This window comes from Pseudomonas fluorescens Q2-87 (genome assembly GCF_000281895.1).
GTDB classification, from domain to species: Bacteria; Pseudomonadota; Gammaproteobacteria; order Pseudomonadales; family Pseudomonadaceae; genus Aquipseudomonas; species Aquipseudomonas fluorescens_S.
On record NZ_CM001558.1, the window covers coordinates 15021 to 29731 of the forward strand.

Consider the following 14711-nt stretch of genomic DNA (forward strand, 5'->3'; position numbering starts at 1 on the left):
GAAATTCACCTGTTTCTTGGGCTGCGATTTAAAGAGCGGGAGTATACCCGATTCGTTCGTGCGCACGCCCCCTGGAGCCTTATGCCACGCTGCTTTTGGTGTTCTGACGATCCTTTGTACATGGCTTATCACGATCAGGAGTGGGGCACGCCGCTGCGCGATGCGCAGGGTTTGTTCGAGTTGCTTTTGCTCGAAGGGTTCCAGGCCGGGCTGTCCTGGATCACCGTTTTGCGCAAACGCGAGCGCTACCGGCAGGTGCTGTACGGTTTTGACGTGCAGCGCGTGGCGCAAATGAGCGACGCCGAAATCGACGACCTGATGCTCGACCCCGGCATCATCCGCAACCGTCTCAAGCTCAAGGCCGCCCGCCGCAATGCCCAAGCCTGGCTGGCGCTGGAAGACCCGGTGGCGTTCCTCTGGTCGTTCGTCGGCGACAAACCCATCATCAACCACTTCAAGGACCGCACCGAAGTGCCGGCCATCACGCCCGAGGCGCTGGCGATGAGCAAAGGCTTGAAAAAGGCCGGGTTCACCTTCGTCGGGCCGACCATTTGCTACGCCTTGATGCAGGCCTCGGGCATGGTCATGGACCACACCCAAGACTGCGACCGCTACGCCGAGTTGGTAAACGCTGGTTAGAATAGCCGGCTCGTAACACGCCCAAGAATTCAGGAGTGACCTGTGGATAAGTTGAAAGGCGCCTTGCTGGTCGGCGCTCTGCGGTTGTTTGCGCTGCTGCCCTGGCGCGCGGTGCAAGCGGTGGGTTCGGCCATCGGCTGGCTCATGTGGAAGCTGCCCAACCGCTCCCGCGATGTGGTGCGGATCAACCTCGCCAAGTGCTTCCCCGAGATGGACCCGGCCGAGCGCGAGCGCCTGGTGGGCCAAAGCCTCAAGGACATCGGCAAATCCCTGACCGAAAGCGCCTGCGCCTGGATCTGGCCGGCCCAGCGCTCCATCGACCTGGTGCGTGAAGTCGAAGGCCTGGACGTATTAAAAGACGCGCTGGCGTCGGGCAAAGGCGTGGTCGGCATCACCAGCCACCTGGGCAACTGGGAAGTGCTCAACCACTTCTATTGCAGCCAGTGCAAACCGATCATTTTCTACCGCCCACCCAAGCTCAAGGCCGTGGATGAATTGCTGCGCAAACAACGCGTACAACTGGGCAACAAAGTCGCCGCGTCCACCAAGGAAGGCATCCTCAGCGTCATCAAGGAAGTGCGCAAGGGCGGCCAGGTGGGCATCCCCGCCGACCCGGAACCGGCCGAATCCGCCGGCATCTTCGTGCCCTTCTTCGCCACCCAAGCCCTGACCAGCAAGTTCGTGCCGAACATGCTCGCCGGCGGCAAAGCCGTCGGCGTCTTCCTCCACGCCCTGCGCCTGCCGGACGGCTCCGGCTACAAAGTTATCCTCGAAGCCGCCCCAGACGCCATGTACAGCACCGACACCGAAACCGCCTGCGCCGCCATGAGCCAAGTGGTCGAACGCTACGTGCGCGCCTACCCAAGCCAATACATGTGGAGCATGAAACGCTTCAAGAAACGTCCACCGGGCGAGGCGCGGTGGTACTAAAACCCAGCCCAACACCAAACCCCTGTGGGAGCGAGCTTGCTCGCGATAGCGCCCTACCAGACGACATATATCCAACAGAACGGACGCCTACGCGAGTTGCATTTTTATGGCGCTGTTATAGTTTCCAGCCCTGAGCGATGGAGATGGATCTCGTGAATCTATGTGTAGTCCGGCATGGGGAAACCAAGCTGAATGCTGAAAAGCGCTACGTCGGATCCATCGATCCCGGGCTAAATCAACGAGGCAGAGAGCAGGCCCTCGCCCTAGCCAAGCACTTGCCGTCCAACCTGGACGCGATGATCGTATCCCCTCTGCGTAGAGCCCAAGAAACCGCCGTCATCCTGAACCGCACATTGAACCTACCAAGCTCAACCCTGAATGCTTTTCGCGAACGCAGCGTGGGAGTTTTTGAAGGGCTGACCCAGGCTGATGCAAGCGAGCGTTACCCAGAGCTTTGGTCTCAAAACATCACGCGGTGCTGGGCAGTCGGGCCGACTGATGGAGAGTCGGTTCGCGACGTGGTTCAGCGTGTTCGAGAGGGGCTGCTCGAACTGCAAAAGCGCTACCCGTCGAAACACGTTTTGCTGGTCGCCCACGGCTTCGTTGCAAAGACAATCCGGGCCTTGGCGAAAGCAGACTTTTCAGATTTCTATGATTGGCAGCTCGCCAACGGGCAGATGCTCCTACTGGAGAATGTCGATGTCGAGCTACGCGACGCTTTCGGTCAGAAGCGACCTGAAGGGTGGGATCCTTCGAACTTGGTTTTGGAAAGGTAATGGAACTGGTGGTCGATGGCTGACGATCCCTGGCACCGCGCCCAAAACCGACAAAGGTCCCGTGGCGAGGGAGCTTGCTCCCGCTTGAGTGCGAAGCACTCACAAAAAAGCCCTCCGTGCCCCGAATGCCGGCCAACACACAACCCCCCGTAGCGAGGAGATTCATCGAAACGTCGTACCGCCCCGATGAGCTGCGCAGCAGCCCCCAAACAGCCAACACGATCTGTCTGATATATCGGGACTAGCAGAGATTTTTCTTGATAGATGTCTGCTTTCGGGCCAATAGCTGCCTCTCATTTCGGCAGCAATGAGCAGGTGAGCCTTTGTTCGTTTCGGCGCTTTGCAAAGCTACCGAAAGCGCCGGAATGAATACAACGCAAAGCTGTTCCGTCATCTGTTGCTTGCCTCAATTGTGCGAGAAGGCCATGAAAAGGGGACGCCCAGTTTTATGTGCAAATGAAAAGTGCTGGAAATATATCTGTTCCCTTACTCCAATCCCCTTATTCCACCGCTAGGCTGCGCAGCAGCCTCAGAATACCAGCCTATGAGTTATCCCAATTCACGCATTGACATATCGCTAAATCTCGATATCATCGCCGCATGGACCTACTCGAAATATTCAAAGCCCTCTCAAACCCGACACGTCTCCAAATCCTGAAAGGTTTGAAAGATCCGGCAAAAAACTTCCCCCCGCAGGATGAGGGTGACGTTCACACGGTCGGCGTCTGCGTCAGCAGTATCCAGGAAGGGATCGGCCTGTCGCAGTCAACGGTGTCCGGTTATCTGGCCACGTTGCAACGGGTGGGCCTGGTGGAAGTCAGGCGCATCGGCCAGTGGACCTACTACAAGCGCAATGAAGCAACCATCAGTGCTCTCGCCGAGATCATTGGGAAAGACTTGTAGCGTTTTTTTACCGAACTATATCGAGATATCTCGATATCCCTTTTTCTAGATGCGAGGATTTACTATGAAAGCGATGACGCTTAAATCATTCGGCGGTCCTGAATCGTTCGAGCTTAGCGACGTGCCCAAACCCGTGCCGCAAGCGGGACAAGTCCTGGTCCGGGTGCATGCCACCTCCATCAATCCGCTGGATTACCAGGTTCGACGCGGCGACTATCCCGACCTCGTGCCACTGCCGGCCATCACCGGCCACGACGTATCCGGCGTGGTCGAAGCCGTAGGGCCCGGTGTGACGACCTTCGCGCCTGGCGACGAAGTCTGGTACACCCCGCAAATATTTGAAGGGTCAGGCAGCTATGCCGAGTACCACGTCGCGGCCGAAAGCATTGTCGGGAAAAAGCCGCCCGAACTGAGCCATCTTGAAGCCGCAAGCCTGACCCTGGTGGGCGGGACGGTGTGGGAAGCTCTGGTGGTGCGCGCGGCGCTCAGGGTCGGCGAGAGCATTCTTGTCCACGGCGGCGCTGTAGGCGTCGGGCATGTCGCGATCCAAGTGGCGAAAGCCATGGGCGCCCGGGTGTTCACCACTGTGCGCGATGCGAACGCTGAGTTTGCCCGCAACTTGGGTGCCGACGTGATCATCGACTACGAGAAAGAAGATTATGTCGACGCCGTCCTTCGGGAAACCGCTGGCCACGGCGTGGATGTGGTGTTCGACACCATCGGCGGCAACACACTGTCACGCAGCCCCGATGTACTCGCCCAACTGGGCCGCGTCGTCTCGATCGTGGACATCGCCCAGCCACAAAACCTTGTCCAGGCCTGGGGCAAGAATGCGAGCTATCACTTCGTATTCACCCGACAAAACCGCGGCAAGCTCGATGAGCTGAGCGCATTGATAGCCCGCGGTCAACTGCGCCCACATGTCGGCGCCATCTATTCGCTGGCCGACATCCCCCTGGCCCATGCCCGATTGGAAAGCCCCAACAACGGTCTTCGAGGAAAAATCGCGATTGCCGTCGAGCCATCGCTCATCCCGTAAACGTGGACTTTTAGCCAATCAGAGGTGCGTCATGGTGTATGAAATCGCTGTGCTCCCTGTTCACAAAGAACGCATTGAGACGTTCCGACGCGCATTTGCCGAAGTCGCTCCATTGCTCACACGGGCCAAGGGTTACGGTGGCCACCTGTTAGCGCAAGGGATCGAAACCCCCGAGCAGTTCAACCTGATCGTGCGGTGGCAATCACTCGAGGATCACACACCGGGTTTCGAAGCGAGTGACGACCATCGGCTGTTCATGATGGGGTTGGAGGAATATTTTTCGGAGGAGCCGAAGGTTTACCATGTTGAAGGTGCAACTTTCGAGACTGACGCGAGCGCCGTAGGAGCCTTGTGGCCTTAAAGCAAACAGCCCGTGGCGACCCCTTTTTCGTCCCTTTTTCGTCGTTTTTCTCGACTGTCGTCACCGGCAGAGAGCGGCTATTAGATACCATTCATGATCGGCAGAGTTCGGCCAAGAAACGCCGTTCCGCAGGTCGATATGTTCACAGCTTGGCTCTTTCTGTCTGATAGGCGTGTCCACGGCCCCGTGCCTCGAAAGTCCGGCCCCTGAGCGCCGCGGACCATAGGCACAGCACTCATAGAAAAGATCAGAAATAAATCCGCTTCTATTGAATGCTAGCAATGCATAGAAAAAACTAGGTATTTCAGCTAGCTTTAGCTATCTTTCTATAGATTTTGCTATTTCGTGAGGTCGACATGGATCCCTATCGTAATCCGTTTGCGCCCGGGGCGGGCAGCAGGCCCCCTGAACTGGCGGGGCGCGACCAGATTCTTGAGGCGGCAAGAATTGCCTGTGGACGAGCCGTCAATGGACGAAGTGCTCGTTCCATCATGCTCCTTGGCTTAAGAGGCACGGGTAAGACGGTCCTGTTGAATGAGATAGGAAAAATTGCAAAGGAGGAAGGTCTTTTCGTCTCCAAAGTGGAGGCGCCAGAACGTGAAAGTCTTGCACGTCTTCTTTATCCTGAAATGCGAAAGGTCATGCGCGCGCTTTCCAGCGTTGAGGTCGCCAAGCAAATTGCTAATCGTGGGCTAAAAGGACTTCGCAGCTTTGCATCAATCTTCAAGATTGATATTGGCGGTATCGAGATTGGTGTTGAGCCTGAGCCTGGACTCGCGGATAGCGGAAATCTTCAATATGACCTTCCAGATCTTTTTACGGTAATAGGTGAAGCCGCGCAGGCCGCCGGTAAAGGCTGGATTCTTCTCATTGATGAAGTCCAATACCTCACCGAAGCAGATCTATCGGCACTGATTGTCTCCATCCATCGCATGTCGCAAGAAGGGCTTCCGGTGCTGCTGGTCGGTGCAGGTCTTCCGCAAGTTGCTCGGCTGGCGGGTGAGGCGAAGTCATATGCCGAGCGGCTTTTCCTTTACCCGGAGGTGGGGGCGCTTGATCAACCGTCTGCGACTCAAGCCGTTCAAAAGCCGATCCTAGAGGAGGAAGCCTCTATCGACACCGCAGCTCTGGACAGCATTGTTGATCGGACGCAGGGCTATCCGTTCTTTCTTCAAGAGTGGGCATCCACGGCATGGAACAACGCCGAGGGGCCCGAAATTACTGTTGACGATGTCGAGCATTCTTACTCGGAGACATTGGCCTCTCTCGATGCGGGCTTCTTCAGGGTCCGTATCGATCGGCTTACACCTTCGGAGGTTCAGTTTGTAAAAGCCATGTCCACCCTTGGCGATGGCCCCTATGCCATCGCTGATGTTGCGAAGGTGATGGGGCGTCCTCAATCATCGCTTGGTCCGACTCGGGCCAACATCATTTCCAAGGGAATGATCTACAGCACAGATCACGGATATCTGAACTTTACAGTTCCTCTTTTCGCAGAATTCATGCGTCGCCAGGAATGAGGGCCTGCAATGTGTGGCGAGGGGGAAATATCTCCTCGCCACATAGCTTGATGGTGTTGCGGTTAACGTAGGTCGACGTTATCCAACACCCGATTCGCCAACAACGAACCTAGCTCAATCAATTGCTGAATCCCCAGCGCCACATGACGCCTCGATCCATCCAACTCAAACGCCAAATCGCTCACCATCGCATCAGCCGAAGCCAGCGTCTCGCTGAGGTTGGCGAGCAGGCATTCGTTATCGAGGCCTTTCACAACGGTGAATAGCTGCCCCGGTTTTGGTTCATCTTTAGATTTTTCAGATTTCGGCAGCAGGTAGTGATCGAGCACGCGTTTGGTGGTTTCGTCTTGCTGCTTGGCTTTGGATTTTGCGGATTGTGCGGAGGAATCTGCCTCTGGCGGATTCGGTGTAGGTTTGAACATGGGTATGTCTTCCCTCTAGTAGGGCCGCAACCATCTCGCTACTAAACGAAGGGGTGGCGGCTGTGCGCAGGTTAGTAGACCGGTGACACACCCAAACCGGCGCGCCCGAAGGCGCCAAGCGCACAGCCACCATCAAGTGCAGGCAAATGCCTTACTGATGAGGCTCGTGCAACCGGGATGTCGTCCGGGCTACTAAACCCGACCACTGATGGGCAGTGGCAGGAAGACAATAGAGCCCAGGGACAAGGCGCACAAGCGGGCGGATTCTGGCGTAGTTGTAGGCAAAGGCGCAAGGATGCGTGGGTTGGTGGTGGGGTGTAGGTGGGGTCTGTAGGATCAGGGTTTGCCGGCGATGCGGGTGATTTGTTTTGGTCTGGAACCGAGTCGATTTCATCGCGAGCAGGCTCGCTCCCACAGGGATTGGGGGCTGTTGCAGATGCTGTGTTCACGAACACCCGGTGTGGGAGCGGGCTTGCTCGCGAAGAGGGCGGCACATTCAATATTGATTCAAGCTGACCCGCCGCTTTCGCGAGCAAGCCCGCTCCCACAGAGAGATTGGGGGCAGGAGGCGCAGCCGCCGGGTTGTGCCATGTAGATCGCATTCAGCCTTTTGGGGCTGCTGCGCAGCCCAGCGGGAGCGAGCTCCCTCGCCACAATGGATTTCATTGCCACGAGGAATTTCCCCTGCCACTGGAATTCCTCCACCACAAGGAATCGGCATTGCTTAGCTGAGCGGCGTGCCCCTGGAGGCGCTATTTGCGCTTGAGCATCTCGGGCAACTGGGCGACCAGTTTTTGGTTGTTCAACGGCGCGCGGATGAAGCCGCGTTGGGTGCCGTCGGGGCCGATGACGGCGAGGTTGCCGCTGTGGTCGACGGTGTAGTTGGGTTTGCTAGTGTCGGCTGGAATGAAGGGGATGCTGACGGCGTTGGCGAGTTTCTGCAGATCCTCAACCGATGAAGCCGTCAAACCAATGAACTGCGAATCAAAGTACCCCAGGTACTGCTTCAACTGCTTGGGCGTGTCGCGGTTCGGGTCGACGCTCACCAGTACGATCTGCAACTTATCCACAGCCTCCTTCGGCAACTCGCTTTTGATCTGGCGCAGTTGGGCGAGGGTGGTTGGGCAGATGTCCGGGCAGAAGGTGTAGCCGAAGAACAGCAGGCTCCATTTGTCTTTCAACCCGTCCATCGCTACCGGCTGGCCGTTCTGGTCGGTCATTTTCACGTCGGGCAGGTTGCGGCTTTGGGGCAGGAGGATGATGCCGGCGTCGATCAGCGCGGTCGGGTCGCCCTGGCCTTTGCCGGACAGCACTTTGTTGATGGTAAGGCCGAGGATCAATGCGATCACGGCCACGAGAATGAAGACGGTTTTCTGGGTTCGGGTCATAGGCTCAACAGTAAGTAGTGATCGACAAGCAGGGCGATGAACAGCAGGAACAAGTAGTAAATAGAGTACTTGAAGGTGTTGATCGCGGCATGCGGCCGACTGCCACGGTACAGCACCACGGCCCATTGCAGGAACCGGGCGCCGAGTACCAGCGCGCACACGAGGTAAAGCAGCCCGCTCATGTGGATCACGAACGGCATCAGGCTCACCGCCAGCAGCACCAGGGTGTAGAGCAGGATGTGGATCTTGGTGTAGTGCTCGCCGTGGGTCACCGGCAGCATCGGGATGTCTGCCTTGGCGTATTCCTCTTTGCGGTGGATCGCCAGGGCCCAGAAATGCGGCGGGGTCCAGGCGAAGATAATCAGCACCAGCAGCAGCGGTTCGGCGCTGACATGACCGGTGGCGGCCACCCAGCCCAGCAGCGGTGGCGCCGCGCCGGCCAGGCCGCCGATGACGATGTTTTGCGGTGTCGCCCGTTTCAGGAAACCGGTGTAGATCACCGCGTAACCCAGCAAGGAGGCCAAGGTCAGCCAGGCCGTCAGCGGGTTGGTGAAGGCCAGCAGCAAGGCTTGGCCGGCCACGGCCAGCGCCAGGGCGAAGGTCAGTGCGGCGGCCGGGGAAACCCGTCCTTCGGCCAGTGGCCGCTTGTGGGTGCGGGCCATGACTGCGTCGATGCGTCGGTCCACCACATGGTTGACCGCCGCCGCGCCGCCGGCACACAGGGCGATGCCCAGGTTGCCGAACACCAGCACTGTCCACGGCACGCCGGCGCGGGTGGCGAGGAACATGCCGACCAGCGAGGTGATCAGCATCAGCACCACCACTTTGGGTTTGGTCAGCTCCAGGTAATCGCGCCAGATCGCCCGGCTGTGGCGTTCACCGGTCAAGGTTGCCATGGCATCTCTCCTTTTATAGTGATGGGGCTGACACCGTGTTTATGCGGGTTGAACCGCCAGCGCAGCGGGACCTGATGCTTGACCCGCACCAGGCTGGTACGGGCGTGATAGTTGACCAGCACCAAGGTCAGCAACAGCGCGGCGCCCCCGGCGTTGTGAGCCACTGCGACCGGCAGCGGCAAGTGAAACACTACGTTGCTGACCCCCAAGGTAATTTGTGCCGCCAGTGCGGTGAGGACAAGGCCCGCCAGTCGGGTCATGCCTACGGCCTTCAACTGCCAGGCCAGGCCCAGCAGCACCACGGTCACCAGCAACGCGCCGATGCGGTGGGTCAGGTGGATGGCGGTGCGGGCGTCGCTGTCGAGCTGCCCGCCCAGGTAGTTCGGGCCGATGTGTTGGGTGAGGTGGAAGCCGTTGGCAAAATCGGCCGGTGGCAGCCATTGGCCGTGGCAGGTGGGGAAATCGATGCAGGCCACGGCGGCGTAATTGGAGCTGACCCAACCGCCCAGGGCGATCTGGCCGATCACCAGCAGCAGCCCGGCCGTGGCCCAGTATTGCAGGCGCTTGGGCACGGTCAACGCCGGCAATACGCCGGACAATCTCAACGTGAGCAGGAACAGCAAACTTAACGTCGCGAACCCGCCCAGCAAATGCCCGGTGACAACCTGCGGCCATAGTTTCAGCGTCACGGTCCACATGCCGAACGCCGCTTGGGCGAAGACCACCACCAGCATAAACAGCGGCAACTTCAACGGCTGGCCGGGACGATGACGGTTCGTCCAGGCCCGCGCGGCCAAGGCGGCAATCAATAACGCCAAGGTCCCGGCAAAGTAGCGATGGACCATTTCGTTCCAGCCCTTGTGGGCTTCGACCGGGGCATCGGGAAAATGCAGCTCGGCATGGGCCAGTTGGGCTTCGCCCTTGGGTACGCTGATAAACCCGTAGCAGCCGGGCCAGTCAGGGCAGCCAAGGCCGGCGTGGGTCAGCCGGGTATAGGCGCCCAGCAAAACGACGATCAGCGCCAGCAGTGTGGCGAACAGCGCGAGGCGAAATCCAGGTTTGGCCATGTCGATGCCCTCAGCCGATGTTCGACAGTTTCAGCAGATGACGCAGGTCGTTGAGCAGATCCTTGCCCTTGACCCGGGCGTCGTAGCGCAGCACCAGGTTGCTATGGGGGTCGATGATCCACAGCTGGGCGCCGCCAGAACCCTGGGCGCCCTTCTGATAGGCCGGCACGTCCAGCGGGTAGCGTTGCAGTTGCGGGTATTCGCGTTGCAGCTGGGCTTCGTATTCGCCATCCAGCGGTTGTGCGATCGCCAGGGCATGGCTGGCGCGACCGGCATCGCGGCCCAGGCCGATTTGCACTTGCCGGGCCAGGTACACCAGTTGCCGGCAATCCACTGAGCATTCCTGCGGTGCCGTCACCAATATCTGCCAGCGCTGTTCATCGGCCTCTACGCCGATCTCGGCGCGGGTCTGGCCGTTGCCGATCAGCTCGCCGTGGTAGCTGCGGCTATCGGGCACCCAGAACTGGAATTTATACATGCCGGTGGCCAGGATCATCGGGCCGACCACCCCGAGCACGATCAACAGCAGTTGCAGACGCCCTTTGCGACGGCTGCGCGGCGTGTTGGCTTCAGACGTGTTGGTTGGATTCATGGTGTTCCCCATGCTGTCTCCCTGCGTTGTGCCATCCGAGATAAAGGAAAAGGCCAAACAGCGCCGCCGCCATGGCGAACCACTGCACGGCATAACCGAGGTGTTTTTCCGGCCCCATGCTCACCACCGGCCAATCGGTCCGGTAGGCGCCAGGGCCGCTTTGTTGCCGTAGTTCGTAGGTAAAACCGCTGCGGCCCAGTTCGGTCCAGAGTTTGTTCGGTTCGATGGCGGTGACCACGCGGGGCCAGGGCGCGCCCGCCGGGTCGGCGTGGAGCTGGAAGGTTGCGCCGGGGGCCACATAGACCCAGGCCTCGAGGCTCAAGGGCTGCTCCGGGGTGCTGAAGACCGGTGGGGTGCGGCGGTCGGGCCAGGGCAGCCAACCCCGGTTGACCAGCAGCCACAGGCCACTTGCCGAGTCGATAAAGGGCTGGAGCAATTCGACGCCGACCTTGCCGTCGTGCTGGCGGTTATCCAGCAAAACGCTGTGCTCGGCGTCGAACTGGCCGTGCAGGCTCACCGGCCGGAAGGCGGGGTCTGTGGTGTGTTGCAGCTCGGTGCTGTCCATCAGCGGCGCCACGCGGCGCTCGGCGTAAGTGTCCATGAGCACGCGCTTCTGTTCGCCCCGGCTCAGCTGCCAGAACCCCAGGCACACCATCACCGGCACCAGGATGGCGACCACCAGCGATGGCACGATCCCCGGCCGGAAGTGTTTCATGGCGCCGTCCGAAAGCCGTCGAACGGGGTAGCTATACTCACGTGCATCACGTCCCCCCGGAGCGTTTCTCATGCTAAAAGCAGCCATCGTCCTGATGCTGATTGCCACGATTGCGAGCCTTTTCAGCGGCCTGTTTTTTTTGGTCAAGGACGACAGCGATTCCAATCGCCTGCTCACCGCCCTGGCGGTCCGGGTCAGTCTGGCCGCCGTCACCGTCGGCTTGATCGCCTGGGGTTTTTTCAGCGGCCAGTTGGTGTCCCACGCGCCTTGGTAGCGATGGCTTTAGAGCACGTAGACGAAGACGAACAAGCCGATCCACACCACATCGACGAAGTGCCAGTACCAGCTCGCGGCCTCGAAGCCGAACTGGTGCTCGTTGTCGAAGTGCCCGCGCATGATCCGCATCAGCATCACGAACAAGATGATCGTGCCGATGGTGACGTGAGCGCCGTGAAAGCCCGTGAGCATGAAGAACGTCGCGCCGTAGACGCCGGAACCCAGGGTCAGGCCCAGTTCCTTGTAGGCGTGGATGTATTCTTCAGCCTGGAAAGTCAGGAAGGCGCAACCGAGCAGCACGGTGATCGCCAGCCAGAGTTTCAACGCGCCGCGATGGCCTTTTTTCAGCGCGTGGTGGGCGATGGTGACGGTGACGCTGGAACTGACCAGCAGCACGGTGTTGAGCAGCGGCAGGCCCCAGGGGCTGATGACGTCCTTGGGCGCTGGGAAGAGTTTCGGGTCGGGGTTGTGAAGCAAGGGCCAGGCGAATTCGAAGGTCGGCCAGAGCATGTGGGAGATGCCCTTGGTGCCTTCCCCCGCCAGGCCTGGCGCTGACACATGGCGCACATAAAACAACGCGCCGAAAAACGCGATGAAGAACATCACTTCGGAAAAGATGAACCAGCTCATGCCCCAGCGGAACGAGCGGTCGAGCTGTGGGCTGTAGAGCCCGGCGCGACTTTCCTTGATCACCGCGCCGAACCAGCCGAACAGCATGTAGGCCACCAGCAGGCCGCCGACGAAAAAGATCAGCGGGCCGTGGGATTCCGGGCGCGCCGCCTTCAGGTCGTTGAACCAGGTCGCCAGGCCATACACCGTGACGAACATCCCGACCGTGGCGATGATCGGCCATTTGCTCTGGGCCGGAACGTAATAGTGCTCATGAGTTGCCATTTATTGTTCTCCTTATCGGGCACGCTATCGGTCAGTGTTTACAGCCACCGGTGGATGACGAGCGGTGATATCGAACAGCGTGTAGGACAGCGTCAGGTGCTTCACTTCCTTGGGCATGTCCCGGTCGACGATGAAGCGCATGGGCATTTCGATGCGTTCGCCGGGTTGCAGCACTTGCTGGGTAAAACAAAAACATTCGGTCTTGTGGAAATACGACGCCGCCGTGCTGGGCGAAATACTCGGGACCGCCTGGGCGCTCATCGGCCGGTTGGTGGGGTTGTGGGCAACGAAAATCATCTCGTTGACCGCCCCAGGCTTGACCACCAGTTGGTCGCCCTTGGGGTAGAAATCCCAGACCATGTCCACCGCATTGGTCGACAGGAACTGCACGCGCACCTGCCGCGATTCATCAACGGTCTGCTCCCCCTCGTACTGCCCGGCGGTCTTGCCATTGATGCCGAACGCCTTGCACATCACGTCGTAGATCGGCACCAGGGCAAACCCGAAGATGAACATGGCCACCACCACCAGCAGCAGGCGGGTGACCAGTTTTTTCATCGAGATTGAGTCAGCCATGGTTACAGCCTCTTGCACCGAACCCTGTGGGAGCGGGCTTGCTCGCGAAGAACGATGACGCGGTGTTTCTGTCAGACCGCATCGCCTGATTCGCGAGCAAGCCCGCTCCCACACTCATTTCACTTCCGGCGGCGTGGTAAAGGTGTGATACGGCGCCGGCGACGGCACGCTCCACTCCAGGCCTTCAGCCCCATCCCACGGTTTGGCCGGTGCGGGTGGGCCGCCACGGATGGTTTTGATCACGATGAACAGGAAGAAGATCTGCGTGGTGCCGAACATGAACGCACCGATGGACGAGACCATGTTGAAGTCGGCGAACTGCAGGTTGTAGTCGGGGATCCGCCGGGGCATGCCCGCCAGGCCGACGAAGTGCATCGGGAAAAAGGCCATGTTCATGCCGACGAACGACAGCCAGAAGTGCAGCTTGCCGAGGGTTTCGTCATACATGTGGCCGGTCCATTTCGGCAGCCAGTAGTAGGCCGAGGCGAAGATGCCGAAGATCGCGCCAGGCACCAGCACGTAGTGGAAGTGCGCCACCACGAAGTAGGTGTCCTGGTACTGGAAGTCCGCCGGCGCGATGGCGAGCATCAACCCGGAGAAACCGCCGATGGAAAACAGGATCACGAACGCCACGGCAAACAGCATCGGCGTCTCGAAGGTCAGCGAGCCTTGCCACATAGTGCTGGCCCAGTTGAACACCTTCACCCCGGTGGGCACGGCGATCAGCAGGGTGGCGTACATGAAGAACAGCTCGCCCACCAGCGGAATGCCCACCACGAACATGTGGTGCGCCCAGACGATGAACGACAGGAACGCAATGGCGGCCGTGGCGTAGACCATCGAGGTGTAGCCGAACAGCGGCTTGCGGGAGAACGCCGGGATGATCGAGCTGACGGCGCCGAAGGCCGGCAGGATCATGATGTACACCTCGGGGTGGCCGAAGAACCAGAACACATGCTGGAACAATACTGGGTCACCGCCGCCGGCAGCGCTGAAGAAGCTGGTGCCGAAGTGGATGTCCATCAGCATCATCGTCACGCAGCCAGCCAGTACTGGCATCACCGCGATCAGCAGGAACGCGGTGATCAGCCAGGTCCAGACGAACAGCGGCATTTTCATCAGGGTCATGCCGGGGGCGCGCAGGTTGAGGATGGTGGCGATCACGTTGATCGCGCCCATGATCGAACTGATGCCCATCAGGTGGATCGCAAAGATGAAGAACGTCACGCTTTCCGGCGCATAGGTGGTGGACAGCGGCGCGTAGAACGTCCAGCCGAAGTTCGGTCCGCCGCCCGGTGTGAACAACGTGGACACCAGCAGCAGGAACGCCGCCGGCAACAGCCAGAAGCTGAAGTTGTTCATGCGTGGCAGGGCCATGTCCGGCGCGCCGATCATCAGCGGGATCATCCAGTTGGCGAGGCCGACGAACGCTGGCATCACCGCGCCGAAGACCATCACCAGGCCATGCATGGTGGTCATCTGGTTGAAGAATGCCGGCTCCACGATCTGCAGCCCGGGCTGGAACAGCTCGGCGCGAATCACCATGGCGAACGAGCCGCCCAGCAGGAACATGGAGAACGCGAACCACAGGTACAGCGTGCCGATGTCCTTGTGGTTGGTGGTCAGTACCCAGCGCATCAGGCCCTTGGCGGGGCCGTGGGCGTGGTCGGCGCCGGCATGGCCGTGGTCATCGATCACAGCACTCATGTCCTGTCTC

17 protein-coding genes are annotated in these 14711 nt (G+C 59.7%); 8 read left to right on the forward strand and 9 right to left on the reverse strand.

Annotated elements, in window-relative coordinates:
• Window positions 1–81 precede the first annotated feature (81 nt).
• The 7 genes from PFLQ2_RS27325 to PFLQ2_RS27295 all read left to right on the forward strand — a co-directional run bounded on the left by PFLQ2_RS27325 (window position 82) and on the right by PFLQ2_RS27295 (window position 6168).
• Window positions 82–639: a DNA-3-methyladenine glycosylase I gene (locus tag PFLQ2_RS27325; protein ID WP_003177095.1), complete on the forward strand. Its 558-nt coding sequence runs from the start codon at window positions 82–84 to the stop codon at window positions 637–639.
• Window positions 640–681: 42 nt separating this feature from the next.
• Complete coding sequence (locus PFLQ2_RS27320) at window positions 682–1569, forward strand: lysophospholipid acyltransferase (protein ID WP_003177096.1); 888 nt, start codon at window positions 682–684, stop codon at window positions 1567–1569.
• A 143-nt stretch (window positions 1570–1712) separates the two neighbouring features.
• Entirely contained in the window at window positions 1713–2345 is a 633-nt protein-coding gene (locus PFLQ2_RS27315; protein WP_152632635.1) for a histidine phosphatase family protein, read from the forward strand.
• Between the two features lie 600 nt (window positions 2346–2945).
• Complete coding sequence (locus PFLQ2_RS27310; RefSeq protein ID WP_003177098.1) at window positions 2946–3248, forward strand: ArsR/SmtB family transcription factor; 303 nt, start codon at window positions 2946–2948, stop codon at window positions 3246–3248.
• 64 nt (window positions 3249–3312) lie between these two features.
• Window positions 3313–4287 (forward strand): zinc-dependent alcohol dehydrogenase family protein, encoded by a 975-nt coding sequence (locus PFLQ2_RS27305; protein ID WP_003177099.1) that lies wholly within the window; start codon window positions 3313–3315, stop codon window positions 4285–4287.
• A gap of 31 nt (window positions 4288–4318) precedes the next feature.
• The gene (locus tag PFLQ2_RS27300; protein ID WP_003177100.1) at window positions 4319–4648 is read left to right on the forward strand and encodes an antibiotic biosynthesis monooxygenase family protein; all 330 of its coding nucleotides are present in this window, start codon (window positions 4319–4321) and stop codon (window positions 4646–4648) included.
• Window positions 4649–5004: 356 nt separating this feature from the next.
• Window positions 5005–6168: an ATP-binding protein gene (locus PFLQ2_RS27295; RefSeq protein WP_003177101.1), complete on the forward strand. Its 1164-nt coding sequence runs from the start codon at window positions 5005–5007 to the stop codon at window positions 6166–6168.
• 62 nt (window positions 6169–6230) lie between these two features.
• Here the strand turns inward: PFLQ2_RS27295 and PFLQ2_RS27290 are convergent, their stop codons facing one another.
• From PFLQ2_RS27290 to PFLQ2_RS27265, 6 genes are all read right to left on the reverse strand, one after another.
• Window positions 6231–6590: a DUF6124 family protein gene (locus PFLQ2_RS27290; RefSeq protein ID WP_003177102.1), complete on the reverse strand. Its 360-nt coding sequence runs from the start codon at window positions 6588–6590 to the stop codon at window positions 6231–6233.
• Window positions 6591–7342: 752 nt separating this feature from the next.
• Complete coding sequence (locus tag PFLQ2_RS27285; protein WP_003177103.1) at window positions 7343–7978, reverse strand: SCO family protein; 636 nt, start codon at window positions 7976–7978, stop codon at window positions 7343–7345.
• A complete protein-coding gene (gene cyoE, locus PFLQ2_RS27280; RefSeq protein WP_003177104.1) occupies window positions 7975–8874 on the reverse strand; it encodes a heme o synthase in 900 nt (299 codons plus the stop codon). Before cyoE ends, PFLQ2_RS27285 begins: the two co-directional genes overlap by 4 nt.
• The gene (locus tag PFLQ2_RS27275) at window positions 8862–9941 is read right to left on the reverse strand and encodes a COX15/CtaA family protein (protein ID WP_003177105.1); all 1080 of its coding nucleotides are present in this window, start codon (window positions 9939–9941) and stop codon (window positions 8862–8864) included. The genes cyoE and PFLQ2_RS27275 overlap by 13 nt, the downstream gene beginning before the upstream one ends.
• A gap of 10 nt (window positions 9942–9951) precedes the next feature.
• Window positions 9952–10545: a hypothetical protein gene (locus PFLQ2_RS27270; protein ID WP_003177106.1), complete on the reverse strand. Its 594-nt coding sequence runs from the start codon at window positions 10543–10545 to the stop codon at window positions 9952–9954.
• Window positions 10511–11248 (reverse strand): SURF1 family protein, encoded by a 738-nt coding sequence (locus PFLQ2_RS27265; protein WP_003177107.1) that lies wholly within the window; start codon window positions 11246–11248, stop codon window positions 10511–10513. The genes PFLQ2_RS27270 and PFLQ2_RS27265 overlap by 35 nt, the downstream gene beginning before the upstream one ends.
• 70 nt (window positions 11249–11318) lie before the next feature.
• Here PFLQ2_RS27265 and PFLQ2_RS27260 point away from each other — a divergent pair, with 70 nt between their 5' ends.
• On the forward strand, window positions 11319–11522 hold the full coding sequence (locus tag PFLQ2_RS27260) for a twin transmembrane helix small protein (protein ID WP_003177108.1): 204 nt from the start codon (window positions 11319–11321) through the stop codon (window positions 11520–11522).
• A gap of 8 nt (window positions 11523–11530) precedes the next feature.
• Here PFLQ2_RS27260 and PFLQ2_RS27255 read toward each other — a convergent pair whose 3' ends face one another.
• From PFLQ2_RS27255 to ctaD, 3 genes are all read right to left on the reverse strand, one after another.
• Window positions 11531–12418 carry a cytochrome c oxidase subunit 3 gene (locus tag PFLQ2_RS27255; RefSeq protein ID WP_003177109.1) on the reverse strand — a complete coding sequence of 296 codons (888 nt, stop codon included), beginning with the start codon at window positions 12416–12418 and terminating at the stop codon, window positions 11531–11533.
• 24 nt (window positions 12419–12442) lie between these two features.
• On the reverse strand, window positions 12443–12994 hold the full coding sequence (locus tag PFLQ2_RS27250) for a cytochrome c oxidase assembly protein (RefSeq protein ID WP_003177110.1): 552 nt from the start codon (window positions 12992–12994) through the stop codon (window positions 12443–12445).
• A gap of 114 nt (window positions 12995–13108) precedes the next feature.
• The gene (gene ctaD, locus PFLQ2_RS27245) at window positions 13109–14701 is read right to left on the reverse strand and encodes a cytochrome c oxidase subunit I (protein ID WP_003177111.1); all 1593 of its coding nucleotides are present in this window, start codon (window positions 14699–14701) and stop codon (window positions 13109–13111) included.
• Window positions 14702–14711 lie beyond the last annotated feature (10 nt).